The sequence below is a fragment of the Saccharopolyspora oryzae genome (assembly GCF_027853915.1).
Classification (GTDB): domain Bacteria; phylum Actinomycetota; class Actinomycetes; order Mycobacteriales; family Pseudonocardiaceae; genus Saccharopolyspora; species Saccharopolyspora oryzae.
On the sequence record NZ_JAQGLA010000026.1, the window covers coordinates 20,795 to 47,022 of the forward strand.

A 26,228-nucleotide genomic window follows, 5' to 3' on the forward strand; every position below is an offset into this window, starting at 1 on the left:
TCCCGGGCGCACCGGTCGTAGTGGTGTCGATCACTTCTGGAGGGAGTTCCGTTGCCAGACATCAGGGTTCGGCTGCGGGGCGGCCCGCACGACGGGCACGAGGTCAACGCACCCGCGGACGATTCGGGAAAACCGATCCCGCGGATCACGCTGCCGGCCCGCGCCCGCAACGCCCAAGCCGTACCACCGCTGCTCGCCTACGAACGGGGCCGCCGGGGCCCCGACGGGACCTGGGAGTTCAACTACGTCGGCGCCGAGACTTGAGGCGTCCCGGCGAGGAGCACGCCGTCCCGGGGTAGCCAGTAGCGGGTCAGCACGCGGAGCATGACCGCGACCTCCACCGCTTTGATGCCGTCGATCGCGGCCAGGTCTCCGGTCAGCAGGTCGGAGAGGTCGTCCTCGTCGCGGAACGCGCCGTTGTAGATCATCGATGCGGTACCGGCCACTGTGGACACGAACCGAGCGGACGGGTGGCGGCCGAGCGCCTCGGCGATGCCGGTGATCGAGCGCAGCTCGGTGGTCAGCGAGATCACCGCTTCCAGCGGGAATCCCAGCACCGCCGGTTCGATCTCCACCCTGGGCACGACGGCGCCGCGCTCCAGCAGCGCCTGGATCATCCGGTACGCGGTGGACTGGCTCAGCTCCAGGCGGCGCGCGATGTCCGCCGCGCTGGCCCGCCCGTCCTGCTGCAAAGCGCGCGCCACGCGCCGCTCCTCCGCGCTGAGACCGGTCGCGCCACCGGTGCCGCGGTGCTCCGGGTTCTCCGCGCGCAGGCGAGCTTCTTGCTCCGGCGCGAGCCGGTCGAGCAGCCAGGTCGCCGCGGAGGCGTACGAGCGCAGGGCGATCTCGGTGTGGGTGGACGCGACACCGGGGATGCCGCCGACGCGTTCGGTGATCAGGTCGGCGCCGTCGGCTCGCGCGCTCGGCTGCAGGATGCCGTAGACGTCGGAGCGGCCGGAGGTGACCGCGGCGAACTGGGTTTCCGGGAGCGCCGCCAGGTCGCGGGCAACCTGGCCTGCGGTGCCGGGCTGCGCGGAGATCCACAGGTGCTGCGGGTGCGCGTCGGACACCACCGACCAGTTCACCTGGCCGATCACCTTCATCAACCGCTCGTCGACCAGCCGGGTCAACCGCCGGCTCACGGTGCTGGTGGACATGTCCAGCACGTCGGCCAGCAGCCGCACCCCCGCGCGCGGGGCGCGTTGCAGCGCGGCGACCAGATCGAGGTCGGCGGCGTCCAGCGACTCGGGCATGACCGAGATCGTACGGCGCTCCCCCGCGCCGCCGGACGGCCCCGACCACGAGGCGTCCGGCTCCCACACACCCGCCGAGGCGACCAAAGTTTCCTCATCAATCCGCATTTTTGAATGAACAGCCCGCTTGAAACTGTTCATTGACTGAATGTACTACATCCTCGTAGTGTTCCGCGCATCCTGCTGCTGTCCCTGGAGGTCGCATCTTGCGTGGCGCTGCGCAGACATCACCGCGGTCCACCCGCGCGCTGATCCGGGTCCTGGCCGGGATCGAACGAGCGGGCAACCTGCTGCCGCACCCGTTCTGGCTGTTCGCGATCCTCAGCGCCGTGCTCGCGGCGCTCAGCTGGGTTCTGCATGCGCTCGGCGTCACCGCGATCAACCCGGCGGACGGCGCGACCGTCGCGGTCCGCAACCTGCTCTCCGCCGACGGGATCCGCACCGCCGTCTCCGGCGTGGTCGAGAACTTCGTGACCTTCCCGCCGTTGGGCACCGCGCTGGTGACCATGATCGGGGTCGCGGTGGCCGACAAGGCAGGGCTGCTGACCACGATGCTGCGCGCCGCGGTGATCCGGGTGCCCCGGCGCTGGGTGACGTTCGCGCTGGCGTTCACCGGGATGATCGCCCACGTCGCGTCCGACGCCGCCTACATCGTGCTCATCCCGCTCGGCGCGATCGTGTTCCGGGCGGTGGGCCGCAGCCCGGTGCTGGGCATCGTGGTGGCGCTGGTGGCGATCTCGGCCGGGACCGACGCCAGCCCGCTGCTCACACCGACCGACGTGATCCTGTCCGGGTTGAGCACCGCCGCGGCCGGCACGCTGGACCCGGCTTACGTGGTCAGCCCGGTGGCCAACTACTTCTTCTCCGCTGTCTCGTCGGTGGTGCTGTCCGCGGTGATCACGCTGGTGGTCGAAGGATTCCTCGCCAAGCGGGTCGAGGCCGTCGCGGACGACACCGAGGTCGAGCTGGACGACTCCGCCCTGGCGCTCGCCCCGGAGCAGCGGCGCGGCCTGCGCAACGCCGGCATCGCCGCGCTCGGCTACATCGCGGTCCTCGTGCTGGCAGCGATTCCGGGCGGGTCACCGCTGCGCGGCGAGGACGGGTCGCTGCTGGACTCCCCGCTGCTGTCCGGAATCGCGATCGTGCTGTCGCTGCTGTTCATGATCACCGGCGCCGCCTACGGCATCGCGGTCGGCGCGATCCGCCGCAGCCGCGACCTGCCGGACCTGATGGCGCAGGGGCTGCGCGACATCGCCCCGATCCTGGTGCTGTTCTTCGCCGTCTCGCAGTTCCTCGCCTTCTTCAAGTGGACCAAGATCGGCGAGGTCACCGCGATCCACGGCGCGGCGCTGCTGAAGTCCCTCGGCGCGCACAGCCTGCTGATCTTCCTCGGCATCCTGGTGCTGGTCAGTCTGATCAACCTGGTGGTCACCAGCGGTTCGGCGCAGTGGGCGCTGGTGGCGCCGGTGTTCGTGCCGATGCTGATGCTGCTCGACATCCCGCCGGAGACCACCCAGGCGCTGTACCGGATCGCCGACTCCTGCACGAACGTGATCACGCCGATGAGCCCGTACTTCGTGATGGCACTCGGCTTCGTCCAGCGGTACCGGCGCGAGGCGGGCATCGGCACGCTCGCCGCGATGACGATCCCGCTCGCGCTGTCGATGCTGCTGGTCTGGACGTTGCTGTTCTTCGCCTGGTGGGCCTTGGGAATTCCGCTCGGTCCGGGCGCTCCGGTCCGCTGACCACTACTCGAAAGGACACCTGTGAACTCCTTGGTGCTGCGCAACGCCCAGCTGCTCGACGTCGAATCCGGCACCTACCGGGAAGGTGACCTGGTGTGCGCGGACGGGCGGATCGCCGAGTCCGACGGCCGGGCCACCGCTCCCACCGGTGCGACCGAAGTGGACCTGCGCGGCGGGTACGTCCTGCCGGGGCTGATCGACGGGCACGTGCACGTCGCTGGCATCACCGCCGACACCTCCGCGCTGCGCGGTTGGTCGCCGAGCTACATCGCTGCCGGCGCGGTGCGCAACATGGGCGCGATGCTCGACCGCGGGTTCACCACGGTCCGGGACGTGGGTGGTGCGGACTACGGGTTCGCCGCCGCGCAGGAGGACGGTCTCATCCGCGGGCCCCGGCTGATCTTCGGCGGCAAGGCGCTGAGCCAGACCGGTGGGCACGGCGACAAGCGGACCGCCGGGGTGCGCGTCTACGACGACCACCCTTTCTGCGGCGGCTCGAGCAGGGTCGCCGACGGCGTGGACGGGGTGCGGCTGGCGGCGCGCGACGAGCTGCGGCGCGGGGCGCACCACATCAAGGTGATGGCCTCCGGCGGTGTCGCCTCCCCCGCCGACCACATCGACTCCACCCAGTACTCGATGGACGAACTGCGCGCCATCGTCGACGAGGTGCGAGCTGCGGGCCGGTACGTGACCGTGCACGCCTACCCGCCGGCGGCGATCAACCGCGCGCTGGAGGCCGGGGTGCGCTGCGTCGAGCACGGGAACCTGCTGGACGACCGCGGCGTGCAGCTGCTCGTCGAGCGGGAGGCGTTCCTGGTGCCGACGTTGGTGACCTACTGGGCGTTGCAGCGCGAAGGCATGGAGCACGGCCTGCCGCGCGGCAGCTGGGAGAAGGTCGCGCAGGTCCTGGAAGGCGGTCTCGGCGCCCTGGAGCGGGCGGTGCGCGGCGGGGTCGACGTCGTCTTCGGCACCGATCTGCTCGGGGGCATGCAGCGGTACCAGAGCGAGGAGTTCCGCATCCGCGCCGAAGTGCAGTCCCCGCTGGAGATCATCCGGTCCGCGACGTCGGTGGCCGCCGAGCTGGTGCGGATGCCGGGCGAGATCGGCACGCTCGCACCGGGCGCGCACGCCGACCTGGTCGTCCTGGACACCGATCCGCTGGCCGACATCACCGCGCTCGCCGGGCCGCTGCGCATGGTCGTGCAATCGGGCCGGATCGCGGTGGGCTGAGGATCAGGCCGGGTCGCGCCACATCGGGTACATGGTGGGGCCGTCGTGCGGGAGGACCATCGGGGTGCCGATGTCCCGGAAGCCCAGGCGCAGGTAGAGGTTCCGGCTGCGGGTGCTGCTGGCCTCCAGGTAGGACGGTCGGCCTTCGGCGTCCCACCTGCGCAGGGCTTCCCGCAGCTCCCGGCCGCCGATCCCGGTGGACTGCACCGACGGGTCGACCGCGATCATCGCCAGGTACTGGTGCGGTTCCGCCGGGTGGTGGGCGGCGGCGAGCTCGCCGAACTCGTGGAAGCGCGCCGTGCGCGGACCGGCGAGTTCGGCGAGGCGGCGTTCGCCCTCCTCGTCGAGGAGGCTCGGCGGTCCGCTACTGCCGTCGAGCCAGATCTGCACCGCCAGCCCGTCGGCGCGGACGATCACCTCGCCGTGCTGCTCCGCGTGCTGCAGGACCATGCCGAACCAGTTGCGGTACACGTGGTGGCGGTGCTGCTGGTCCGGGAGGAGCCAGCAGGCGAACTCGTCGTCTCCGAAGGCGCGCAGCAACGTCCGGACTCGCACGTCCTCATCGGACACCCGCGGACTCCTTCCCCGGCTGCACGGCCGCGGCGCGCGCACCCAGGCCGATGCGCGCGTACGCCCACGGGCGGGTGCGCTTGAGCACCGCGCCCCAGGTCGCGCCGAGCGCGAACACCACCAGGAAGCCCAGCGGGATCGCCCACGCGGCCGGGTCGCCGTCCTCGACGCCGAGCACCGTGCCGAAGGACAACACGGTCAGCAGCAGGACCACGGCCAGCACCAGCGCCGCGATCGCGGGCGCGACCAGGGTCCGCCAGCGGCTGTGCTCGTGCTCCCGGTTGCCCAGGAAGTAGCCGAGGACCGCCACCGAGGTCAGCATCACCAGCGACAGCACGCCGAGCGCGCCGGCGGACGCGCCCCAGAAGAACAGGTAGGTGATCGGGTCGATGCCGGTCACCGCCACCAGCACCACCACGACGATCGAGATCGCGGTGGTGGTCAGCGAGCCCGCCGCCGGGGCCGCGGTGCGCGAGCTGGTGGTGCCCCACCAGCGCAGGCCGACGCCTTCGCGGCCCAGCGCGAAGAGGTAGCGGGAGCAGACGTGGTGGAACGACAGCATCGCGGCGAACAGGCTCGTGACGTACAGCGCCGAACCGATGGTCACCAGGGTGCCCGGCAGGCGCTGGGCGGCGAGCACGAAGAGCAGTTCGGTGGAATGGGTTTCGGCCTGCGAGACGATGTTGCCCGGTCCGGTGGCCACCGTCATCGCCCACGTCGACAGCGAGTACAGCCCGCCGATGACCACCAGCGAGATGTAGGTCGCGTAGATCACCGTGCGCGGGTTCTTCGCCTCTTCGGCCAGCACGGTGGAGTTCTCGAACCCGATGAAGCCGGTGAAGGCGATGACCAGGATGACCCCGGCCGCACCGGTCATCAGCTGGCCCGGGTTGAGGGTGTCCAGGACGACACCGGCCGGCGACGGCGCGGAGACGAACGCGGTGTCGTAGATCAGGATGACCGCCACCTCGGCCAGCAGCAGCACGCCCAGCACCCGGCCGTTGACGTCGATGCGCAGCACGCCGAGGACGGCGACCGCGGCCAGGCCGCATCCGGCGAACACCCACCACGGCACGGAAGCTCCGCTGACCTGGTGCAGGAAGTCCGACGCCCCGACGCCGAGCCCGCCCGCGAGGCTGACCAGGATCATCAGGTACGACACGAGCGCCACCGCGCCCGCCCCGGTTCCGGCCACCCGGCCGAGCCCCTTGGCGATGTAGGCGTAGAAGGCGCCCGCGTTCTCCACGTGCCGCGACATCGTGACGTAGCCGACCGCGAACAGGCCGAGGATCAGGGCGATCGCGAGGTAGCCCAGCGGGATGCCGCTCACCCCGGAGACCGCGAAGCCGCTGACCGCTCCCCCGCCGACGACGGTTTCCGGTGCGGCCGCGGCGACCGTGAAGAACACGATCGACGTGACACCCAGTCGAGCGCGGGCCAGTGCGGCGGACACTTTGGACGGTGGCAACAGCTCGCTCCTTCGCGGGGTTCTGCGGGAACTAATGTCTGGGCGTGATCGCCGACTGGCCGCGCGCGGCGGCGACTTCGGCTATCAGGTTGCGCAGCGGCCCGGGCACGCGCTTCTGCCAGGACTTCATCCGGAAGTCGCCCTGCCGCGCGACGTTCTTGGGCAGCCGCACGTTGCGGATCACCCCGGTCTCGCGCGCCAGCAGCGCGAAGGTGATCTCGGCGAGGCGCTCCGGCACGGTGATCATGCCGTTGCCGGTGGCCGTCTCGGCGCTGGTGAACAGCAGCTCCAGCACTGCTTCCGGGCTGGTCACGCCGGTGTCGGCCAACCGCCACGCCGAGGCCGTGCCGCCGCGCCAGCCCGCGGAGACCGGCACTTCGCGCAGCACGTCGATGATCACCAGCCGGGCGCGGACCTTCTCCGCGGCGGCCTGGCCGAGGTAGTCCAGCCAGGTGCGCAGGTCGTGGCCGGGTTCCTCGCGGATCTCGCGCAGGATCGCCCAGGACAGGAAGTCCGGGCAGCGCCCCCGGCCGCTGGGCCGGACGTGGGGCGTGACCGCGATCTCCTCCTCGAGGATCAGCTCGGCGAGCAGCCCGGCGGCGCACCCCAGCGACACCAGCGCGGCGTCCACCCTCGGTGAGATCCGCTGCCCTCCGGCGTGCGCGGCCAGGAAGAACCGATCCGCCACCCGCAGCGGGATGCGGGTGGCATCCAGCTCGGAAACCGTCACCGGCCACCCCCGGCCGAAGTGCCGATCAACACCCACTCGCTCCCATCCGAGCCGTCACTGCCCCCAGACCTGTCCCCCGCGCCGAGTTCGGAAAGTGCCCGAGCCAGCGCACAGAGTAACGTACGCGAAGGTTTGTTCAAGTTTTCCGCCCGCGCGAGCCGCTGCGACACCTGGGTGATCTTCCCCGCGGGAATCGGACGTCCACCGACGGTGTTGACTTCGACCTAACGCGAAGTCTGAGGATGTCATCAACGCTCAGCGCGCATTTTGGAGGGGTTGTGGACACAACGGTGAGCTGGCAGACGATGCGCTCGTACGCCAGCGACGGATCGGTGACCAGGCAACGGCTGTCACCCGGGCTGGCTCGGCGCATCCTGCGCTACGCCCGGCCGTACCTGCGCGACATCGTGCCGTTCCTGGTGCTGGTCGTGCTCGCCGCGGTGCTCGGCGTCATCAACCCGCTGCTGTTCAAGGCCATCATCGACGACGGCATCGTGCCGCGGAACATGTCGCTGGTGGTGTGGCTGTCGGTCGCGGTCGCCGGGGTCGCGCTGCTGGACGCCGTGTTCTCGCTGCTGCAGCGCTGGTACTCGGCGCGGCTCGGCGAGGGGCTGATCTACGACCTGCGCTCGGAGGTCTTCGACCACGTCCAGCGGATGCCGGTGGCGTTCTTCGTGCGCGCCCAGACCGGGGCGCTGGTCAGCCGGCTCAACAACGACGTCATCGGCGCGCAGCGGGCGCTGACCAGCACGTTGTCCTCGGTGGTGTCCAACGTGCTGAGCCTGGTCCTGGTGCTGGCCACCATGTTCACGCTGTCCTGGCAGATCACCCTGATCGCGTTGGCGCTGCTGCCGCTGTTCCTGCTGCCGGTGCGCTGGATCGGGCGGCGGTTGCAGCGCATCACGCGCGAGCAGATGAAGGTCGACGCCGAGATGAGCTCGCTGATGACCGAGCGCTTCGGGGTGGCCGGGGCGATGCTGGCCAAGCTCTACGGCCGCGCCGACGAGGAAGCCGCGCACTTCTCGGCTCGGGCCGCGCGGGTGCGCGACATGGGCGTGATCTCGGCGATGTACAGCCGGGTGTTCTTCGTGGCGCTGACGCTGCTGGCCGCGCTTGCCACCGCGGTGGTGTACGGGCTGGGCGGCGGTCTGGTGCTGACCGGGGCGCTGCAGCTCGGCACCCTGGTCGCGCTGGCCACCCTGCTGACCCGGCTCTACGGTCCGCTGACCGCGCTGTCGAACGTGCACGTGGACGTGATGACCGCGCTGGTCAGCTTCGACCGGGTCTTCGAGGTGCTGGACCTGCGGCCGATGATCCAGGAGAAGCCGGACGCCGCCGAGCTGCCCGCAGGCGCCTCCGACGTGGAGTTCGACCACGTCTCCTTCCGCTACCCGGCCGCCAGCGAGGTCTCGCTGGCCTCGCTGGAGTCGGTGGCCCGGCAGGACAACTCGCCCGCGCACGACGTGCTGCACGACATCTCCTTCCACGCCGAACCGGGCCAGACGATTGCGCTGGTCGGGCACTCCGGCGCGGGCAAGACGACGATCACCAACCTGGCCGGGCGGCTCTACGACGTCGACTCCGGTGCGGTGCGCATCGGCGGCACCGACGTCCGCGACGTCTCGCTGACCTCGCTGTACCGCACCGTCGGCGTGGTCACCCAGGACCCGCACATGTTCCACGACAGCATCCGCGCCAACCTGGCCTTCGCCCGCCCCGACGCCACCGACGAGGAGCTGCTCGAAGCGCTGCGCACCGCGCAGCTGGGCCACCTCGTCGCGACGCTGCCCGAGGGCCTGGACACCGTGGTCGGCGACCGCGGCTACCGGCTCTCCGGTGGCGAGAAGCAGCGGCTGGCGATCGCCCGCCTGCTGCTGAAGGCGCCGCCGGTCGTGGTGCTCGACGAGGCGACCGCGCACCTGGACTCGGAATCGGAGGCAGCGGTCCAGGAGGCGTTGCGGACCGCGCTGTCCGGGCGGACCGCGCTGGTCATCGCGCACCGGCTGTCCACGATCCGCGAGGCGGACCGGATCCTGGTCATCTCCGGCGGCCGCATCGCCGAGGACGGCACGCACGCCGATCTGCTGGCCCGCGACGGTCTCTACGCCGAGCTCTACCGCACCCAGTTCTCGCAGCAGGCCGACACCGAGGAAGCCGCTTGATCACTCCGGCTGCGGCGGGGCCGTGATGAGCTCGCCTTCCGGGTCCAGGTGCGCCAGCATCGCCGTGCACAGCGCGTTGAGCTGGCGCACCTGGGCTTCGGTGAGCCCGTCGAAGATCAGGTCGCGGACCTTCGCCACGTGTCCCGGGGCGGATGCCGCGATCTTGGCGCAACCGGCGTCGGTGAGCTCTGCGACGTTGCCCCGGCCGTCGGAGGTGGCGCGGTGCCGGCGCACCCAGCCGTCCTTCTCCAGCTTCGCGACCACGTGCGAGACCCGCGACGGCGAGGCGTTGGAGCGCGCCGCCAGCTCGCTCATCCGCAGCGCGCGGTCGGGGTGCTCGGAGAGCATCGCCAGCACCCAGTAGCCGAAGTGGGTCAGCCCGGAATCCCGTTGCAGCTGCCCGTCGAGCTGGGCCGGGATGACCGTCATCAGCGTGGCCAGCTTCCGCCACGCGCACTGCTCCTCGCCGCTGAGCCATCTGGGTTCGGTCACCCCGCCAGCATACGCCCGGAATGTTTGAATGTTCAGGTATCTTCCCTGTTCAACCGCTTGAAAGTGATCAGCTCAACTCGTCGGCGGTGCGCGTGTTGAGCACCCGGTCCGGGGTGATGCCGCACTCCTCCGCGCGGGCGCAGCCGTAGGACAGCCAGTCCAGCTGGCCGGGAGCGTGCGCGTCGGAGTCGATGCTGAACAGGCAGCCGGTGTCGACGGCGAGGCGGAGCAGGTCGCGGGGCGGGTCCAGCCGGTCCGGGCGGGAGTTGATCTCGACGGCGACGCCGTTGTCCCGGCACGCCTGGAACACCGCGGCCGCGTCGAAGGTCGACTGCGGGCGCTTCTTCGCCCCGATCAGGCGCCCGGTGCAGTGCCCGAGCACGTCCACGTGCGGATGGGACACCGCCGCGCACAGCCGTCGGGTCATCTCGGCGGAGGCCATCCGCAGTTCGGAGTGCGCGCTGGCCACCACCACGTCGAGCCGGGCCAGCAGTTCCTCCTCCTGGTCCAGCGAACCGTCGGAGAGGATGTCGACCTCGATGCCGGTCAGGATGCGGAACGGGGCGAGGCGCTCGTTGAGCTGGGCGACGACGTCCAGCTGCTCGCGGAGCCGGTCCGCCGACAGGCCGCGGGCCACCTTCAGGCGCGGCGAGTGGTCGGTCAGCGCGATCCACTCGTGGCCGAGATCGCGGGCCGTGGTGGCCATCTCGGCGATCGGGCTCCCGCCGTCCGACCAGTCCGAATGCGAGTGGCAATCGCCGCGCAGCGCCGCCCGCAGCTCCGCGCCCCGCTCCGGGACGTCCACTTCGGACCGCAGCCGGGCCAGGTACTCGGGGACCTCACCGCGTTGGGCCTCCTCGATGACGGACGCGGTCGTCCTGCCGATGCCCTCCAACGCGGTCAGGCGCTTCGAAGCCACCCGTTCGTCCAGGTCCGGCAGCCCGTCGACGACCGAGGCCGCGCGCCGGAACGCCCGGACCCGGAAGGTCGGCGCATCGGCCCGTTCCAGCCAGAAGGCGATCTCGCGCAGTGCCCGTGCCGCATCCACGGCCTCATTCGTAGTCCCTGTGCGACCGTGACGCCACCGACGATTCGCGCTCAGCTCTTGGCCCGCCGCGTGCGCGGGCGTTAGATGACCACCGGGAACGCGATCTTCGAGGGACGAGGTGGAGAGTGCAGCAGTACGAACTCGCGGTGCTGCCCGGTGACGGGATCGGCAACGAGGTCATGCCCGAGGCGTTGCGCGTGCTCGACGTGGTCGGCGCGAAGTACGGCGTGCGGTTCGCCTACCAGCACTTCGACTGGAGCTGTGAGACCTACAAGAGCACCGGCGCGATGATGCCCGCCGACGGGCTGGACCGGTTGCGCGACCACGACTCGATCCTGCTCGGCGCGGTCGGCTGGCCCGGCGTGCCCGACCACATCTCGCTGTGGGGACTGCTGCTGCCCATCCGCCGCGAGTTCGACCAGTACGTCAACCTCCGGCCGGTGCGGTTGCTGCCGGGCGTGACGCCGCCGGTGCGCGACAAGCAGCCCGGCGACATCGACTTCTGGGTGGTGCGGGAGAACACCGAGGGCGAGTACTCGCAGCTGGGCGGCAGGCAGGGCGAGGGCACCCCGACCGAGATGGTGCTGCAGACCGCGGCCTTCACCCGGCACGGCACCGACCGGATCATGCGCTACGCGTTCGAGCTCGCGCGCCGGCTCGGCAAGCCGCACGTCACCTCGGCGACCAAGTCCAACGGCATCTACCACTCGATGCCCTACTGGGACGAGCGGTTCGCCGCGATCGCCTCGGAGTACCCGGACGTCACCGTCGACCAGGACCACATCGACATCCTGTGCGCCCGGTTCGTGATGTCCCCGGAGCGCTTCGACGTGGTGGTCGCCAGCAACCTCTTCGGCGACATCCTGTCCGACCTCGGACCGGGCGTGACCGGCACGATCGGGGTGGCGCCGTCGGGCAACATCAACCCCGAGCGCACCTACCCGTCGACGTTCGAGCCGGTGCACGGTTCCGCCCCGGACATCGCCGGGCGGGGCATCGCCAACCCGATCGGCCAGATCTGGTCGGCGGCGATGATGCTGGACCACCTCGGCCTGCCCGAGGCCGGTGCCGACGTGGTCAGCGCGATCGAGCGCGTCCTGGTCGACGAGACGGCCCCGCGCACCCCGGACCTCGGCGGCGGGGCGACCACCCAAGACCTGGGCAAGGCGATCGCCGAGGCCGTCGAGGGCTGAAGCCCGTCTCCGGTGGTCCTGCCACCGGAGACGAGTCCTCAACCGGAGATCCGGGTGGCGGCGGCCAGCAGGACGTCCTCCGCCCCGGGGCGGCCGATGAGCTGGAGACCGACCGGGAGCCCGCCGATGGCGCCCGCGAGGATCGACACCGCGGGCGATCCGGCGAGGTTCCACGGTTTGGTCAGCCCGATCAGCGCGCCGCGCACGTTCACGTCCGCGCCGTCGACGGTGATCTCCCGGCGGTCGATCTCGGTGGCGACGACGCAGGTCGTCGGCATGGCGAGCAGGTCGACTCCGGACAGCAGCTCGTCGACGTCGCTGCGCCACCGGTCGCGCGCGGCCAGCGCGCGCACGTGCTGCCAGCCCGCGGTCCGCGCCGATTCCCGCAACCGCCCCAGGACGTCGTCGGTGAACAGCTCCGGGTTGTCGGCCACGCGCTCGGCGTGGTTGGCGTAGGCCTCGCTGTACTGGATGCCCAGGAATCCGCGGTGCACGACCTCCGGATCGCGGATGCCGAGGTCCTGCACCGGGATTCCGCTGGTCTCCAGCGCGGCGCGGGCGATCCGGGTGACCTCCGGGTCCGTCGGGTGCAGCGAGTTCGGGTCGATCCACCCGATGTTCGCGATGTCGCCGCGTTCCCGGCTGGGTGCGTCCCGGAGTCCGGCGAGGACCCGGTAGCCGGTGCGGCAGTCCTGCGGGGTGCGGGCGAGGACTCCGACGTGGTCCAGCGACTGCGACAGCGGGAACACCCCGCCGGTCGGGATCGCGCCGTACGCCGGTTTGAACCCCACCACCCCGCACAGCGCGGCCGGGATGCGCACGGATCCGCCGGTGTCGGTGCCCAGCGCCAGCGGCACCATCCCGGCCGCGACCGCGGCACCGCTTCCGCCGCTGGAACCGCCGGTGATGCGGGTGGGGTCGTGCGGGTTGCGGGACGGGCCGTTGTGCGCGCTGTCGCCGGTGGGGCCGAACGCGAACTCGTGGGTGGTGGTCTTGCCGACCAGCACCGCGCCGCCCGCGCGCAGCCGGTGCACGCATTCGGCGTCCGATGTGGACACGTGGTCGGCGAAGTGCGCCGAGCCCATCGTGGTGGGCAGTCCGGCGACCTCGATGATGTCCTTGACCGCCACCGGGATGCCGTGCAGCGGTCCGCGGTCCTGGCCTTCGGCCAGTTCGGCGTCGGCCTTCTCCGCCGCCTGCACCGCTCCTTCGCGGTCGACGGTGACGAACGCGTTGAGCTCGGAGTCGAACTGCTCGATGGCGTGCAGCGCGGCTCGGGTGAGTTCGACGGCGCTGGTCTCACCGGCGCGCAGCTGGTCGGCAAGTTCGGTGATCGTGCGGTTGCTGAAGAATCCCGCTGGGCTGTGCCGGCTCAACGTTCGCGCACCCCTCTCCCGGTGATCGCCGCGGCGCGGCGTCCGGATCATCCTGCGCTCGGATCGCGAAGTCCGTCAACGCTTCGGCGTCCCGCAGATCCCGGAACGGTCCCGGAACCGCCGCCAGGTCCCGGTGGGGCCCGCGCTGCACGATCCGCCCGGCGTCGAGCACCACGATCTCGTCGAACTGGTCGAGGCAGGCCAGGCGGTGCGTCACGACGATCGTGGTGCGCCCGGTCCGGGTGCGCAGGACGCGGGTCAGGACTTCGTCGGCGAGCTCCGGTTCCAGCGCCTCGGTCGGTTCGTCGAGCAGCAGCACGTCCGGCTCGGCGAGCAGCGCTCGGGCCAGCAGGAGGCGTTGGCGTTGGCCGCCGGAGAGCGGTTGTCCGGCTTCGCCGACGAGAGTGTCGAAACCCGCTGGTCGGCAGCGGATCCAGTCGAGGAGCCCGGCCTGCGCAGCCGCCCGTTCGCACCGGGTCTGGTCGGCGTCCGGCGCGGCGAGCAGCAGGTTCTCCCGGATGGTGGCGCTGAAGACGTGCGCGTCCTGCGTCGCCGCGCGGGTTTCCGGTCGTTCGACCCGGCCGGCCGACGGCGCTACGAGTCCGGCCAGGACGCCGAGCAGCGTGCTCTTGCCCGCTCCGCTGGCGCCGACGACGGCGACCGTCCGACCGGGCTCGACGGTCAGATCCACGTTGTTCAGCGCTGGTCGGTCGTAGTGCACCGACACGGCGTGGAGCGCGAGGTCCTGCGAGTTCGGCTTCGGCAGCGCGATCGGGGGTGCGGCCAGGAGTTCTGCGATGCGACGCAGCGCCGGGAAGTGTTCGGTCCACCGGCGGGCGGCGTCGGTCAGCGGAAGAGCGGTTTCGAATGCCGCCAGCGCGAGGAATCCCACCACGGCCACGCTCGTCTGCGGTACACCGGCGAGCAGCGCCATCCACGTCACGCCCACTGCCGTCACGCCCTGCACCAGGATCCCGGCCGCGAACAGCGCACTCGAGCTGCGGGCCGCTGCTCCGTCGCGGCGCCGCAGCCGTGCGGCGTGCTGTTCGGCGCGCGCCGCGGCGGCGGGAAGTGCGCCGAAGGCAGCCAATTCGCGTGCGCCGTCCACGAGATCGACCAGCAGTCCCGCAGCCAGCACGACACCGCTGGTCGTGGCCACGACGGTGCAGGTGATGACCGAGCCGGTGGCGACGACCAGCGCGATCGCCGCCGGCGACAGGCAGCGCAGCAGCAGTTCCTGCACGCTGTCGACGTCGGAGACCAAGCGGGACAAGGCATCTCCGTCGCGCAGTGCGGGCCGCCCCGCCCTCGCGCGGAACACCTGCGGGCGCAGCCGCGCGACCACCCGCAGCGCGGCGTCGTGCCCGGCCAAGCGCTCCAGGTAGCGGAACGCGCCGCGAGCCAGCGCGCAGGCGCGGACCCCGACGATGGCCAGGCTCAACGCGGACAGCGCCGGTTGTTCGGACGCGCGGGTGATGAGCCAGGCCGCCAGCGCCATCAGGCCCACCGCGCACAGCTCGGCGATCACTCCGGCAGCCACTGCGGCCACAACCCGAGGCCAGCGGAACAGCGCCACTGGGCCGCCTCTCCGCGATTCACAGTGGTGGTTGCGCACGGAATCAAACTCGCGCTTTGCGTCACGGTCCCCTGAGGTGCGGTCGAGCAACACTCGGGTTGGCACACGACCCCTCATCTCGCCACCTCCAGTGGCTCCACCACAGATCCGTTGCACAGGCGGATCACACGGTCCACCACCGAAAGCAGTGCTGGGCGGTGCGCGACCACGATCGCCGTTTTGTCGTGTAGCACTTCTGTGGCCGAGGCCGTCAGCGCTGCTTCGGAGTGCAGGTCCAGGCGTGCCGTCGGCTCGTCCAGCAGGACGATCGGTGCGTTCTTGAGGTAGGCGCGGGCTATCGCGACGCGCTGTCGCTGGCCGGCTGAGAGTTCAGCAGCCCGGTCGCCGAGCTGCGCCTGGTAGCCCGCTGGATGCTGCTCGATGAACTCCGCAGCGTGCGCCGCCTGCGCGGCCGCCTGGACTTCCGCCATCGAAGCACCGGCTGCGCCGAGGCGAATGTTGTCCGCGATCGTCCCGGCGAACAGGTGCGGGTGCTGCGGCACCCACGCGAGCTGGCGACGCCAGTCGTCCAGATCGAGTTCTCGCAGGTCGACACCGTCCACCAGGACACGTCCGGAGGTCGGCTGGACGAATCCGAGCAGCAGGTGCAGGACCGTCGACTTGCCCGCGCCGCTGGGCCCGACCAGCGCGACCCGCTCCCCCGGCCGCACCACGAACGACACGCGGTCCAGCACCGGATCCTCGTGTCCTGGGAAGTGCACGCTCACGTCCTCGAAGCGGATCTCCCCCGCAACGACCCGCTGCGTCCCGCTCGGTTCGGCGAGCGGCTGATCCAGGACTTCGAAGACCTGCTCGGCGGCTGCCATTCCCTCGGCAGCGGCGTGGAACCTGGTGCCGAGCGCCCGCAGCGGCAGCAACGCCTCCGGCGTCAGCAGCAGGACCACCAGAGCCGTGGTCAGGCCCACGCCGCCGGACAGCAGCCGAAGCCCCACGGGCACCGCGACCAGCGCAACCGCCAGCGAGCACACCAGTTCCAGCACGAAACCGGACAGGAACGCCACCCGCAGCGCCCGCATCGTCGCCGAGCGGTGCTCGTCGGCCATCCGCGCGATGACCGCTTCCTGGTGCTCAGCCCGCCCGAACGCGCGCAGCGTGCTCAAGCCGGCCAGCACGTCCCGGAAGTGCCCGCCGAGCCGCTGCAGGTGCGCCCACTGGTGCGTGGTCACGTCCTTGGTCCGCAGTCCGATCAGCACTCCGAACAGCGGGATCAGCGGAATCGTCAAGGCCGTGATCAGCGCCGACGGCCAGTCGACCAGCCCCAACCGCACCAGCACGATCGGCGGCACGACCGCCGCCAGCGCCAGCTGCGGGACCACCCCGGTGATCGCCGGCTCCAACGCGTCGATCCCCTTGGTGACCAGCGTGCTGAACGCCCCGCTCGACCGCTGCGCCGCAGCGCGCTCGAACAGCGAGCTGCGCAGATCGGCCTTGAGATCAGCTGCGGCGTGCTGAACGACGGCACTGCTGCACCAGGCGCTGCCCGCACGCAGTGCCACGGCACCGGCGAGCCACGGCAGGTAGCCGGCATCGAGCTCGGCGATGGCGCGCGCGAGCAGGTCGGCCTGCGCGATGATGAGCCCGGCCTGCACCAGTGCGAGCAGTGCCACCGCGATCCGGGTTCGCCGCGCGACGAGGCGCAGGAGTCGTTTGCTCACAGGTACGACGGCCTTTCCACTCGTGCCCGGAACATCCACCACACGCCCGCCTGCGCGGCGATCAGGAACGGCGTGAGCACCAGCGTCGCGGGCAGCAGCAGTGCGAGCGTGCCGAGATCGGCCGCGTTCTCCGCCAGCGGGAGCCGGAACCCGACCGCCGAGCACAGCAGCGCCATCGCCCCAGCGGTGAGTGCGAATCCCTGCCACTGCCCACAACGCCCGAACAGCACACCTGCGCGCTGGTGCGGCGGTCCGGACAGCCGGAGCCGGGCGAAAGCCAAGCCGTGCAGGGCGAACAACGTCGCGATCGCGGCTGCGGCCAGCGCCGCACCGGGCCCGGTGGCGACCTCGTGGATCTGGCCCGCGAGCAGTCCGGCGAACATCCAGCCCCAGCTCAAGGCCACGCCCCAGCTGCCGCCGGTGATCGCTGCATCGCACACCGCCCGCCACGCGCGAGCGCCTGCCCGCCCCCGCAGCCACAGCCCCATGTCCCGCACGATCCAGCTGGTCAGCAGCAGGACCACGGCCGGGAACAGACCGGTGAGCAGTTCGCCTTCCAGCGCGGGAAAAGCGCCGACCAGGATTCCCGCGGTCGCCACCAGCCACACCTCGTTGCCGAGGAAGAACGGGGCGATGGCGGTGATCACCATCCGCCGTTGCCGCGCGTCCCGCCCCAGCACGGGAAGCAGCATCCCGACGCCGATGTCGGCGCCGCCGAGCAGGAAGTAGCCGAGGGCGAACACGCCCAGCACAGCGATTGCCAGCAGTTCCACGTCTCGCTCCTCACAGCGCCGCGGTCATCGGACGGGGTTCTTCGGGCGCCCGGCCCAGAGCGACCGCATCGGGTCCGCGGACGGCCTGGCGCAGCAGCAGCCACCAGTTGACCACCAGCAGCAGTCCGAAGAGGACGGTGAACACCAGCAGGGACGTCCGCATCGCCGCCGGGGACACGTCGGAGACCGCGTCCTCGACGCGCAGAACACCGTTGATCACCCACGGTTGGCGGCCCGTTTCGCGGAACACCCAGCCCGAGATCATCGCGATGAAGGGCAGCGGGATCGCGGCCACCAGCGCCAAGTGCCACAACCGGAACCGCCGCACCACCGGTTTGAAGAACGCGATCAACGCGCTGGGCACGACCAGGTACAGCAGCAGTGCGAAGGCCAGCAACATCAGGACACCGCCCGTCCTGACCCAGGCCTCCGGAGGTACGTAGTCGCCGGCGCCGAAACGGGCGGCCTGCTCGGCTTGCAGCGCAGCGATCTGCGCGCCGTCCCGCTCGAAGACCGCGGACTTCATCGGCTGGACCGCAGCGATCTGCTGGAACTGCACCCCGCCGAACGTCGCCGCCACGAACAGCGCGGGCAGCGCGGTGAACAGACCGATCCGCAGCGACTTGGTGAACAGCTCCACCTCGGCGGTCCGGCGGAACAGGTGCAGCGCGCTGATGCCCGCCAGGAAAACCCCTGCGGTCAAGAGGGATCCGCTCAGGATGTGCCAGAACGCCGTCGTCGCGGACGGGTTGGTCAGCACCGCCCAGGCATCGGTGAGCCGCAGTTGGTCACCCGCGCGCTCGTAGCCGACGGGGTTCTGCAGGAAGCCGTTGGTCACCAGGATCCAGTACGCCGAGGCGTAGGCGGTGAGCGCGACGACCCAGATCAGCCCGAGGTGCACCCACCGGTTCAACCTGCCCCAGCCGAAGATCCACAGCCCGAGGAACGTCGACTCGAGGAAGAACGCGACCAGCGCCTCCATCGCCAGCGAGGACCCGATGACGTTGCCAGCCGCGTGCATCAGCCCGCTCCAGGCGAGCCCGAACTGGAACTCCATCACCAGCCCGGTGACGATGCCCACCGCGTAGTTGATCACGTAGAGCTGGCCCCAGAACCGGGTCATCCGCTCGTGCACCGGATTCCCGGACAGCGTCGCCGCGGTCTGCACACACGCGACCAGCGTCGCCAGCCCGATGGTCAGGGCGACGAACAGGAAGTGGCTACCGGCGGTCAGGGCGAACTGCAGGCGCGCCAGATCGAGGGTTTCGGGATCCATGCCACCAGGCTGGCCGCGCAGGCCCCGATCGGACGTCCGGCTGCGGAGGGCACTTCGGATACCGCGCCGGTCGTCCCCTAGGGGCGCTCCCCTACACCCGGAGTTGCGCCGCTCAGGTCAGCCAACCAGGGGCGATCAGGGCCGACTCGTAGGCCAGCACCACCAGTTGCGCCCGGTCGCGCGCGCCGAGCTTGCTCATGATCCGGCTGACGTGGGTCTTCGCCGTCGCCGGGCTGAGCACCAGGCGCTCGGCGATCTCGTCGTTGGACAACCCGCGCGCCACCTGCACCAGCACCTGCCGTTCGCGGTCGGTCAGCGCCTCCAGCCCGGGGCTGGGCGCGGGCCGTTCGCTGCGCGCGGCGAACTCGGCGATCAGCCGCCGGGTGATCGCCGGCGCCAGCAGCGCATCGCCGCGCGCCACCACCCGCACCGCGTGGATCAGCTCGGTCGGTTCGGTGTCCTTGACCAGGAATCCGCTCGCCCCGGCGCGCAACGCCGCGTAGACGTGGTCGTCCACGTCGAAGGTGGTCAGGATGATCACCTTCACCGCGGGCAGCCGCGGGTCGGTGCAGATCCGCCGCGTCGCCTCCAACCCGTCCAGGCCGGGCATCCGGATGTCCATCAGCACGACGTCGGGGCGCAGCTCGCCGGCGCGGAACACCGCCTCGGCACCATCAGCGGCCTCGCCGACGACCTCAATGTCGTCCTCACCGTCCAGAATGGACCGGAACCCGGCGCGCACCAGCGTCTGGTCGTCGGCCAGCACCGCGCGGATCACCGGGCAACCCGCCACGGCAATCGAGCCCGCACCTGGAAACCTCCGGCCGGAAGGGCATCAGCGGCGAACTCCCCGCCCAGCGCCCGCGCGCGCTCGTCCATCCCGCGAATCCCGTTGCCCCGCTCGTAGTCCTGCTCCGGCACTGCCGTCCCGTCGTCGTCGATCCGCACCCGGACATCCCGGTCGGAGTAGCTTATGCGCACGCAGGCCGTGCGCGCGTCCGCGTGCCGGGTCACGTTGGTCAGCGCCTCCTGCACGATCCGGTACCCGGCGAGGCCGACTTCCGGCGGGAGCGGCCGGACCTCGCCGTCGACCTCGACGTGCACCGCCAGCCCGGCGGTGCGGGCCTGCGCGACCAGGTCGTCCAGCCGGTCCAGCTCCGGTGCGGGCGCGGTCGGTGCGGCCTCGTCGACCTGCCGCAGCACGCCGAGCGTGGCGCGCAGGTCGCGCAGCGCGTCCTTGCTGGCCTGCTTGATCGAGGTCAGCGCCGGTCCGGCCTGCTCAGGATCGGCGTCCAACCGGTGCAGCGCGGCGCCGGCCTGCACGTTGATCAGCGAGATGTGGTGGCCGAGCACGTCGTGCAGCTCCCGCGCGATGCGCAGCCGCTCCTCGCTGGCCCGCGAGCGCGCTTCCTCTTCTTTCTCCCGCTCCACAGCCCGCATCCGCTCGTCCGCTTCGCGCAGGTAGGCCCGCCGGTTGTGGACCAGACCGCCGATCGCGACCGCCGCGACCAGCCAGCCCGCGAACAGGTACAGCGAGGTGTCGTCCAGGTGCCGGACTCCGCTGGCCACCTCGCCGTAGCCGACGAGCAGCATCGCCACCACCGCGAGCAGAACCGCGACCGCCGTGCGCCCCTCAGCGGCTACCGTGCACAAGGCGACCGCGAACGCCAGCATCAGCGGACCGTCCAGCGAGCTGAGCGGGTAGTAGACCGCGCATCCCACCAGCGTCACCAGCGCGACCGGAACGGGGAACCGCCGGCGGAACGCCAACGCCGCGCAGGTGCCGAGTACCAGCACCACATCGAGCAGCCGGACAACACCCTGCTCGAACGGGAACCTCAGCAGTCCGGCCAGCAGCACCGCCACGGCGATCAGCGCCGCCACCGCCACGTCGACCACGACGATGGGCACCCGCCGGGAAACCGTCATGCCCGGAAGAATAGGGGTTTTCCGGACCTCGTCAGCAGACCGCGCGCGACGATCTCCAGCGCGACCAGGATCGCCACCGACTCCACCGCCAGCAGTGCCACCAGCACGTACAGCTGCACCACCCCGGCCTGCACCGGCGTCGCACCGCCGAGCAGCATCCCGACGAACGCACCGGGCAACGTCACCGTGCCCACGGTTCGGGTCTGGTCGAGCGCCGGGACCAGGGCACCACCCGCCGACGGCCGGGCGATCTCCAGCCGGGCGAGCCGGTCGGTCATGCCCAGCGACAGCGCGGCCTCCACCTCGCCCCGCCGCTGGTGCAGCTCGTCCAACAACCGCTTCCCGGCCAGCGCGGTGGCGACCATCGCGCCACCGATCAGCTGCCCCACCAGCGGGATCAGCACCAAACCGGTCAGCGGCACCGCGCCGGTGACGACCAGCAGACCCACCGCGGGCGCGACACCGGCTGCGATCGGCAGCCCGGCCCACAGCCAGCTCCGGTCATCGGTGATCCGCCGACCCGCGGTGTGCGCGGCCACCACGAACATCAGCACGATGAACAACGCCGCCAGCGCGGTCGACTCGACCAGGTAGGCGATCAGCAACGACACCACGGCCAGCTGCACCGCACCGCGCACCCCGGCGAACAGGACGTGGCGGAAGCGGGCCAGCCGACCGAGCCCGGAAACCGCTGCGGCGGCGATCAGCAGCAGAGCGATGGCCACACCGAGTGCCGGTGTGACCGGGATGGATCCTGATGACACCGCCTGACTCTAGGCCGCTCCGCGCCCACCACGCCCGGCGGTCAGCGCGGGCTGTCGAGCAGCTCCACCGGCTCGGTGATCACGTCGACGAGCGCTCCGTTGCGGGTCACGGTGATCTGCAGCGGGCGGCCGATGGCCTCGGCGAACATCAGCCGCTGCAGCCCCTGGGCGTCGCGGACCGGGTTGCCGCCCGCTGTGAGCACGAGGTCGCCGCGGTGGAGTCCGGCTCGCTCGGCCGGGCTGCGCCGGACCACGTCCACCACGCGCAAGCCGGTCTGCTGGCCGGTGCGTTCGACCAGCTCGTCGGGCAGCGGCGCGGGTGTGGTCACCAGCCCCAGGTAGGCGCGCCGGACCCGACCGTGGCGGACCAGCGAATCGATGATGCGCCGGGTGGTGGCGTTGATCGGGATCGCCAGGCCGAGCCCCACCCCGGCGACCGCAGTGTTGATCCCCACCACGACTCCCCGCGAATCGGCCAGCGCCCCGCCGGAGTTGCCGGGGTTGAGCGCCGCGTCGGTCTGGATGACGTCCTCGATGATGCGGGCCGCCTGTCCGCTGCGTGCGGGCAGCGACCGCCCGAGCCCGCTGATCACGCCCGCGGTGACCGAACCGGCCAGCCCGAGCGGGTTGCCGACCGCGACCACGAGCTGCCCGACCACCAAGCGGTCGCTGTCGCCCAGCTGCACCGGCGGCGGCGTCTCCCCCACCGCCCGCACCACCGCCAGGTCCGACAGCGGATCGGCGCCGACCACGGAGAACGGCGCATCGGATCCGTCGGCGAAGCGCGCGGTCCCGCCATCGGCCGCCCCGACGACGTGCGCGTTGGTGAGCAGGAAGCCGTCCTCGGTGAACACCACGGCCGACCCGGTCCCCTCCCCGCGTTCCCCGGCCAGGTGCAGGCTCGCCACGCTCGGCATGATCGTGCGGGCCACCTCGGCCACGGTGCGCGAGTAGCCGTCCAGGGCGTCGAACGGATCTTGCGGATTCCCGGCCATCACGACCTCCAACCGGAGTTGTGTGCCAGCGCAACGCCGCGGGACACCCCCGGATTCCCGCCGTTCGCCGTCGGCTTACCCGGCGCGCATCCGCGCCGCGGATTATTGAGTGGACCGCCCAGAACGCGCGCGGAGATGATCAGGGCATGACGAGCACCCCGACCGCGGAACACGTGGCGGCGCTGGTGTCGGACGCGCTGGCGCTGTCCGGCCCGCTCAGCCCGGTCGACGAAGGCGGCGAGCACCTCTCGTGGCTCTTCGGCGAGCACCACGTGGTGCGCATGGCCCCGGATCCCGAAGCCGGCGAACGGCAGCGGCGCGAACTGGCGCTGCGCGACCTGCTCCGCGGCCGGCTCGGCATCCCCCTGCCCCGCTCGGCAGCCAGCGGGGAGTGGGCACCGGGGCTGGCCTTCACCGTCGACGAGCGCTTGCCCGGTGCGTCCGCCGAGGTCCGGCCGGTGGGCGCCTCCGGTGAGCGGGAGCTCGCCGCGATGTTGGCCGCGCTGCGCTCGACCGAGGTACCGGCCGAGCTCGGCCTGCCGACCTCACCTAGGCGCGATGTCCCAGAACTGGTGCGCACCGCGCAGGCCGCCGCCGATCGCCTCGCCGCGAACGGGCAGGTCCAGGGCAGGTTCACGCCGGATGCAGCGGCGGTCGGCCCTGCCCCCGAGGTGGCCCTGCTGCACGCCGACCTGAAGGGCGAGCACCTGCTGGTCGACGAGCACGGCTCGGTCTCCGGGGTGCTTGACTGGACCGATGCCGAGTTCGGCGATCCGGCGACCGACATCGCTGGCCTGGCGATCTCCGTCGGGTCCGCCGCGGCCGTGCGCATCGCCGAGCGCGCAGGCTATTCCGCCGACACGAACGCCCGCGGGCTCGTCTTCGCCCGCTGCGACACCCTGATCCGGCTGGACGACCGGCTCCACGGCGCCGACGACAGCCCGGAACGGCTGCTGCGCGCCCAACTCCGCCGCGCCTGGGAACCGGTTCCGGGCGACCGCGCGTGAAAGGCCACCGGGGAAGACCGTTCCAGCGGATAAGGTCGGATCGTGTTCACGGTTGCTGCCCCAATCGCCACCGATCGCCTGCTGCTGCGGCCTTTCATCCTCGACGACACCGACGACGTCTGGGCCTACCAGCGCAAGCCGGACGTCGCCCAGCACCTGCTGTGGGAGGCCCGCGACCGCGAGCAGACCGGAGCCGCGGTCGAGCGGATGACCCGCGAGAACACGCTGAGCGAGGACGGCGACTGCCTGAGCCTGGCGGCGGTCCTGCCGGAGACCGGGCAGGTCATCGGCCAGGTCGAGCTCGTCCTGCTCAGCCGGGCGAACCGGCAGGGCGAAGTGGGCTACATCTTCAACCCCGACTTCCAGGGCAAGGGCCTGGCCACCGAGGCCGCGCGGGCCGTGCTGTGCCTCGGGTTCGACGAGCTCGACCTGCACCGCATCATCGGGCGCTGCTCGGCGCACAACCTCGCCTCGGCCAAGCTGATGGAGCGCCTGGGGATGCGCCGCGAAGCGCACTTCGTCGACAGCATGATCATCAGGGGCACCTGGCGCGAGGAACTCGTCTACGCGATGCTCCAGCGCGAGTGGCGCGCGAACAGCTGACCAGGCACACGGCTCGCCCGCACCGGTGGATTCCCGTCACTCCGGGGATTGGCACGCGTCAACCCGAGCAGTGAACCTGCCGAAGCTCCCGGCGACGGACACGCCTACCCGGGGATTCAACTATGCGCGGCAGGAGTGCGGACCACCGGCGGCACGGGAGAACCCCGACGCCCACCAGATTGCTCAGCTTGACCGGCGCGCTCGCGATCGCTGCCGGATTGCTGGCACCGACCGGGCACGCCGAGGAATCACTCGAGTGCGGCCCTTCCCCGGTGCCCGCGTTCTTCACCGACGAGGCACGCCAGCTTCCGGTCGCCGAGCCCGACGCCCCGGGCCACTACACCCTCACCGCACGCCTGGGACGCCACTCGTTCCACAGCGAATGGCCCGCAGTGCCGACGCTGGGCTACCACGCTCCCGGTGCGCCGGTGCAGTACCTCGGGCCGACCATCGCCACCGAGCGGGGCAAGCCGATCGACGTGACGGTGGTCAATGGACTCCCGCCGGCCGGTACCCCGATCTTCCCGTTCGACCAGCCGGACAACGACAACAACATCACCGCGCACCGGCACGGCGGACTGCAACTGCCCGCCAGCGACGGCGTGCCCGACCCGATCCAACCGGTGATCCCGCCGGGCGGTTCGAAGACCAACCACTACCCGAACGCCCAGGCCGCGGCGCCCCTCTGGTACCACGACCACGACCACCACAACACCTCGTACCACGTCTACGAAGGCCTGGCGGGCTTCATCCCCAACACCGACGAGACCGAAGCCGCGCTCCCGCTGCCCAAGGGCGACTTCGCCAAGCAGTACGCCATCCAGGACAAGAAGTTCAACGCCGACGGCTCGCTGTGCTACAGCCACGCCGACCCGGAGTTCCTCGGCGACCTCCCCGTCGTCAACGGCACCGTGGCGCCGAAGCAGACCGTCGAACCCCGGCGCTACGCCTTCACCCTGCTCAACGCATCCGACACGCGTTCCTACCGGCTCAGCCTCCGGCAGACCGACGGCCGCTCGGCGGACCGGCCCGCGATGACGGTGGTGGGCAACGACTCCGGCTACCTCTGGCGCTCGGCGCCGGTCGACGAGCTGCTCATCGCGCCGGCCGAGCGGTACGTCGTGGTCGTCGACTTCACCGGGCACGAAGGGCAGAACTGGGTGCTGGCGAACAACGCGACCGCGGTGCTCGGCGCGATGAACGACGTTGACCCCAGCGGAGGTGGGATCTCGCAGCTGATGCGGTTCGACGTCGGGGCCGGGGTGAGTTCGCCGGATCGGTCGTCTGTTCCAGCTGTGCTCGTCGAGGATGCTGCTCCAGTGTCGGCGCTGGTGGACGGGGCTCGGCTTCGGACCGTGCAGGCGGCGGAGGTCGTGGACGGTCATCCTCAACTCGGGGATCGGGATCGGTTGTACAAGTACCTTGATCCGGTTACCGAGACTCCTCAGCTCGGGTCGGCGGAGGTTTGGGCTATGCGGAACCGGTCGCCTGATGCGCATCCGATCCATGTGCACGAGGCCGCGTTCCGGTTGATCGGGCGGTGGCGGGTTGGGCAGTGGGACTCGGATGGTCTGCCTGTGCCGGGGACGATCGGGGCGTTTGAGCCGGCTCGGGCTTACGAATCCGGGCCTAAGGAGACCTTCGTTTCTCCGCCCGGGTACATCACCGCTTGGGTTGGGCGGTTCACCATTCCCGGGACCTCGGTGTGGCACTGCCACATTCTTTCGCACGAGGACGGGGAGATGATGCGGCCTTTGGCCGTTGGGGATGCACCTCAGACCCAGCTTCCGGTGGTTCGGGACCTGTCGGGGGTGGACCGGTTGGTTCGGGAGCCTTGAGTGGCTGGTCTGGTGGTCTGCTTGCGTTGAGGGGGTGGCTGGGACCTTTAGCCGTTCCGTTGTTGGTGGGGTCATCCCCGTGTTTTGTGGATTTTGGGGGCTGTGACCCGGATGTCAAGCCCGGCCTTCGGCCGCCCCTTCGGGGTTTCAGGCTTGACATCCGGGTCACAGCCCCGTTTTGGCTTTATGTCACGGGGATGACCTGGTGTGGGATGGACCTCCGGGGCGGCTGAACGTTCTGTGGGGAGGTGGCGTCGGGGGTTGGGTGTTGGTGGGCGTCGCCTGGCGGCGTGTTGTGGGTGGGGTTTTGGCTGGAGGATGTGAAAGTGGTTGTGGTGTCGGGATTTTGTGAACTCGTTTCGCTGATGATCACTGGATTGGGTGACCGTTATTTGCTCGAAAACTTGTTTGATTGTTGGGATACTTGAGGCATGAGACCGATGGTTGCATCCACTGTGGACGTGGCTCCCTCCGTTGCAAGTGGG

Annotated in this window: 23 protein-coding genes; 8 read left to right on the forward strand and 15 right to left on the reverse strand. The window is 70.9% G+C overall.

Features of this window, described 5'->3' with window-relative positions:
• Window positions 1-51: 51 nt before the first annotated feature.
• On the forward strand, window positions 52-264 hold the full coding sequence (locus OU415_RS17615; protein WP_270949936.1) for a hypothetical protein: 213 nt from the start codon (window positions 52-54) through the stop codon (window positions 262-264).
• On the opposite strand, the gene OU415_RS17620 is transcribed toward OU415_RS17615, so the two are convergent.
• Entirely contained in the window at window positions 243-1,253 is a 1,011-nt protein-coding gene (locus tag OU415_RS17620) for an Lrp/AsnC family transcriptional regulator (RefSeq protein ID WP_270949937.1), read from the reverse strand. The genes OU415_RS17615 and OU415_RS17620 overlap by 22 nt on opposite strands.
• 206 nt (window positions 1,254-1,459) lie before the next feature.
• Here OU415_RS17620 and OU415_RS17625 point away from each other — a divergent pair, with 206 nt between their 5' ends.
• On the forward strand, window positions 1,460-2,998 hold the full coding sequence (locus tag OU415_RS17625) for an AbgT family transporter (protein WP_270949938.1): 1,539 nt from the start codon (window positions 1,460-1,462) through the stop codon (window positions 2,996-2,998).
• A 21-nt stretch (window positions 2,999-3,019) separates the two neighbouring features.
• Window positions 3,020-4,228, forward strand: a complete 1,209-nt coding sequence (locus OU415_RS17630) for a metal-dependent hydrolase family protein (RefSeq protein ID WP_270949939.1) — start codon at window positions 3,020-3,022, stop codon at window positions 4,226-4,228.
• Window positions 4,229-4,231: 3 nt separating this feature from the next.
• On the opposite strand, the gene OU415_RS17635 is transcribed toward OU415_RS17630, so the two are convergent.
• The 3 genes from OU415_RS17635 to OU415_RS17645 are packed head-to-tail and all read right to left on the reverse strand — an operon-like array spanning window position 4,232 to window position 6,996.
• On the reverse strand, window positions 4,232-4,798 hold the full coding sequence (locus OU415_RS17635) for a GNAT family N-acetyltransferase (protein WP_270949940.1): 567 nt from the start codon (window positions 4,796-4,798) through the stop codon (window positions 4,232-4,234).
• Window positions 4,788-6,266, reverse strand: coding sequence for an APC family permease (locus tag OU415_RS17640; RefSeq protein WP_270949941.1), 1,479 nt, complete (start codon window positions 6,264-6,266; stop codon window positions 4,788-4,790). The genes OU415_RS17635 and OU415_RS17640 overlap by 11 nt, the downstream gene beginning before the upstream one ends.
• 31 nt (window positions 6,267-6,297) lie before the next feature.
• Entirely contained in the window at window positions 6,298-6,996 is a 699-nt protein-coding gene (locus OU415_RS17645; protein ID WP_270949942.1) for a GPP34 family phosphoprotein, read from the reverse strand.
• 242 nt (window positions 6,997-7,238) lie between these two features.
• Between OU415_RS17645 and OU415_RS17650 the strand changes: the two genes are divergently transcribed.
• Window positions 7,239-9,158 carry an ABC transporter ATP-binding protein gene (locus tag OU415_RS17650; protein WP_408641862.1) on the forward strand — a complete coding sequence of 640 codons (1,920 nt, stop codon included), beginning with the start codon at window positions 7,239-7,241 and terminating at the stop codon, window positions 9,156-9,158.
• On the opposite strand, the gene OU415_RS17655 is transcribed toward OU415_RS17650, so the two are convergent.
• Window positions 9,159-9,650 (reverse strand): MarR family winged helix-turn-helix transcriptional regulator, encoded by a 492-nt coding sequence (locus OU415_RS17655; RefSeq protein WP_270949943.1) that lies wholly within the window; start codon window positions 9,648-9,650, stop codon window positions 9,159-9,161.
• 67 nt (window positions 9,651-9,717) lie between these two features.
• On the reverse strand, window positions 9,718-10,698 hold the full coding sequence (locus OU415_RS17660; RefSeq protein ID WP_270949945.1) for a PHP domain-containing protein: 981 nt from the start codon (window positions 10,696-10,698) through the stop codon (window positions 9,718-9,720).
• A 125-nt stretch (window positions 10,699-10,823) separates the two neighbouring features.
• On the opposite strand from OU415_RS17660, the gene OU415_RS17665 reads away from it, so the two are divergent.
• On the forward strand, window positions 10,824-11,891 hold the full coding sequence (locus tag OU415_RS17665; protein ID WP_270949946.1) for a tartrate dehydrogenase: 1,068 nt from the start codon (window positions 10,824-10,826) through the stop codon (window positions 11,889-11,891).
• A 38-nt stretch (window positions 11,892-11,929) separates the two neighbouring features.
• On the opposite strand, the gene OU415_RS17670 is transcribed toward OU415_RS17665, so the two are convergent.
• From OU415_RS17670 to OU415_RS17710, 9 genes are all read right to left on the reverse strand, one after another.
• Window positions 11,930-13,267 (reverse strand): amidase, encoded by a 1,338-nt coding sequence (locus OU415_RS17670; RefSeq protein WP_270949947.1) that lies wholly within the window; start codon window positions 13,265-13,267, stop codon window positions 11,930-11,932.
• On the reverse strand, window positions 13,191-14,816 hold the full coding sequence (locus tag OU415_RS17675) for an amino acid ABC transporter ATP-binding/permease protein (RefSeq protein WP_270949948.1): 1,626 nt from the start codon (window positions 14,814-14,816) through the stop codon (window positions 13,191-13,193). The genes OU415_RS17670 and OU415_RS17675 overlap by 77 nt, the downstream gene beginning before the upstream one ends.
• 140 nt (window positions 14,817-14,956) lie before the next feature.
• Window positions 14,957-16,558, reverse strand: a complete 1,602-nt coding sequence (cydD, locus tag OU415_RS17680; RefSeq protein WP_270949949.1) for a thiol reductant ABC exporter subunit CydD — start codon at window positions 16,556-16,558, stop codon at window positions 14,957-14,959.
• Window positions 16,555-17,331 carry a cytochrome d ubiquinol oxidase subunit II gene (locus tag OU415_RS17685; protein ID WP_270949950.1) on the reverse strand — a complete coding sequence of 259 codons (777 nt, stop codon included), beginning with the start codon at window positions 17,329-17,331 and terminating at the stop codon, window positions 16,555-16,557. Before OU415_RS17685 ends, cydD begins: the two co-directional genes overlap by 4 nt.
• A gap of 10 nt (window positions 17,332-17,341) precedes the next feature.
• Window positions 17,342-18,607, reverse strand: a complete 1,266-nt coding sequence (locus OU415_RS17690; protein ID WP_270949951.1) for a cytochrome ubiquinol oxidase subunit I — start codon at window positions 18,605-18,607, stop codon at window positions 17,342-17,344.
• 112 nt (window positions 18,608-18,719) lie between these two features.
• The gene (locus tag OU415_RS17695) at window positions 18,720-19,385 is read right to left on the reverse strand and encodes a response regulator (RefSeq protein ID WP_270949953.1); all 666 of its coding nucleotides are present in this window, start codon (window positions 19,383-19,385) and stop codon (window positions 18,720-18,722) included.
• The gene (locus tag OU415_RS17700) at window positions 19,382-20,536 is read right to left on the reverse strand and encodes a sensor histidine kinase (RefSeq protein WP_270949954.1); all 1,155 of its coding nucleotides are present in this window, start codon (window positions 20,534-20,536) and stop codon (window positions 19,382-19,384) included. Before OU415_RS17700 ends, OU415_RS17695 begins: the two co-directional genes overlap by 4 nt.
• Window positions 20,533-21,300, reverse strand: coding sequence for an ABC transporter permease (locus tag OU415_RS17705; protein ID WP_270949956.1), 768 nt, complete (start codon window positions 21,298-21,300; stop codon window positions 20,533-20,535). The genes OU415_RS17700 and OU415_RS17705 overlap by 4 nt, the downstream gene beginning before the upstream one ends.
• A gap of 41 nt (window positions 21,301-21,341) precedes the next feature.
• Window positions 21,342-22,295, reverse strand: a complete 954-nt coding sequence (locus OU415_RS17710; RefSeq protein ID WP_270949958.1) for a S1C family serine protease — start codon at window positions 22,293-22,295, stop codon at window positions 21,342-21,344.
• 146 nt (window positions 22,296-22,441) lie between these two features.
• Here OU415_RS17710 and OU415_RS17715 point away from each other — a divergent pair, with 146 nt between their 5' ends.
• The 3 genes from OU415_RS17715 to OU415_RS17725 all read left to right on the forward strand — a co-directional run bounded on the left by OU415_RS17715 (window position 22,442) and on the right by OU415_RS17725 (window position 25,743).
• Window positions 22,442-23,302: an aminoglycoside phosphotransferase family protein gene (locus tag OU415_RS17715; RefSeq protein ID WP_270949959.1), complete on the forward strand. Its 861-nt coding sequence runs from the start codon at window positions 22,442-22,444 to the stop codon at window positions 23,300-23,302.
• A 42-nt stretch (window positions 23,303-23,344) separates the two neighbouring features.
• Window positions 23,345-23,905, forward strand: a complete 561-nt coding sequence (locus tag OU415_RS17720; RefSeq protein ID WP_270949960.1) for a GNAT family N-acetyltransferase — start codon at window positions 23,345-23,347, stop codon at window positions 23,903-23,905.
• Window positions 23,906-24,093: 188 nt separating this feature from the next.
• On the forward strand, window positions 24,094-25,743 hold the full coding sequence (locus tag OU415_RS17725) for a multicopper oxidase family protein (RefSeq protein ID WP_270949961.1): 1,650 nt from the start codon (window positions 24,094-24,096) through the stop codon (window positions 25,741-25,743).
• The last annotated feature ends 485 nt before the right edge of the window (window positions 25,744-26,228 follow it).

Excerpts from the sequence above, each read along its gene's own strand:
- OU415_RS17620 (WP_270949937.1), bottom strand. The coding sequence starts at position 1,253 with ATGCCCGAGTCGCTGGACGCCGCCGACCTCGATCTGGTCGCCGCGCTG.
- OU415_RS17650 (WP_408641862.1), top strand. The coding sequence starts at position 7,239 with ATGTCATCAACGCTCAGCGCGCATTTTGGAGGGGTTGTGGACACAACG.
- OU415_RS17690 (WP_270949951.1), bottom strand. The coding sequence starts at position 18,607 with ATGGATCCCGAAACCCTCGATCTGGCGCGCCTGCAGTTCGCCCTGACC.
- OU415_RS17700 (WP_270949954.1), bottom strand. The coding sequence starts at position 20,536 with ATGACGGTTTCCCGGCGGGTGCCCATCGTCGTGGTCGACGTGGCGGTG.
- OU415_RS17710 (WP_270949958.1), bottom strand. The coding sequence starts at position 22,295 with ATGGCCGGGAATCCGCAAGATCCGTTCGACGCCCTGGACGGCTACTCG.
- OU415_RS17715 (WP_270949959.1), top strand. The coding sequence starts at position 22,442 with ATGACGAGCACCCCGACCGCGGAACACGTGGCGGCGCTGGTGTCGGAC.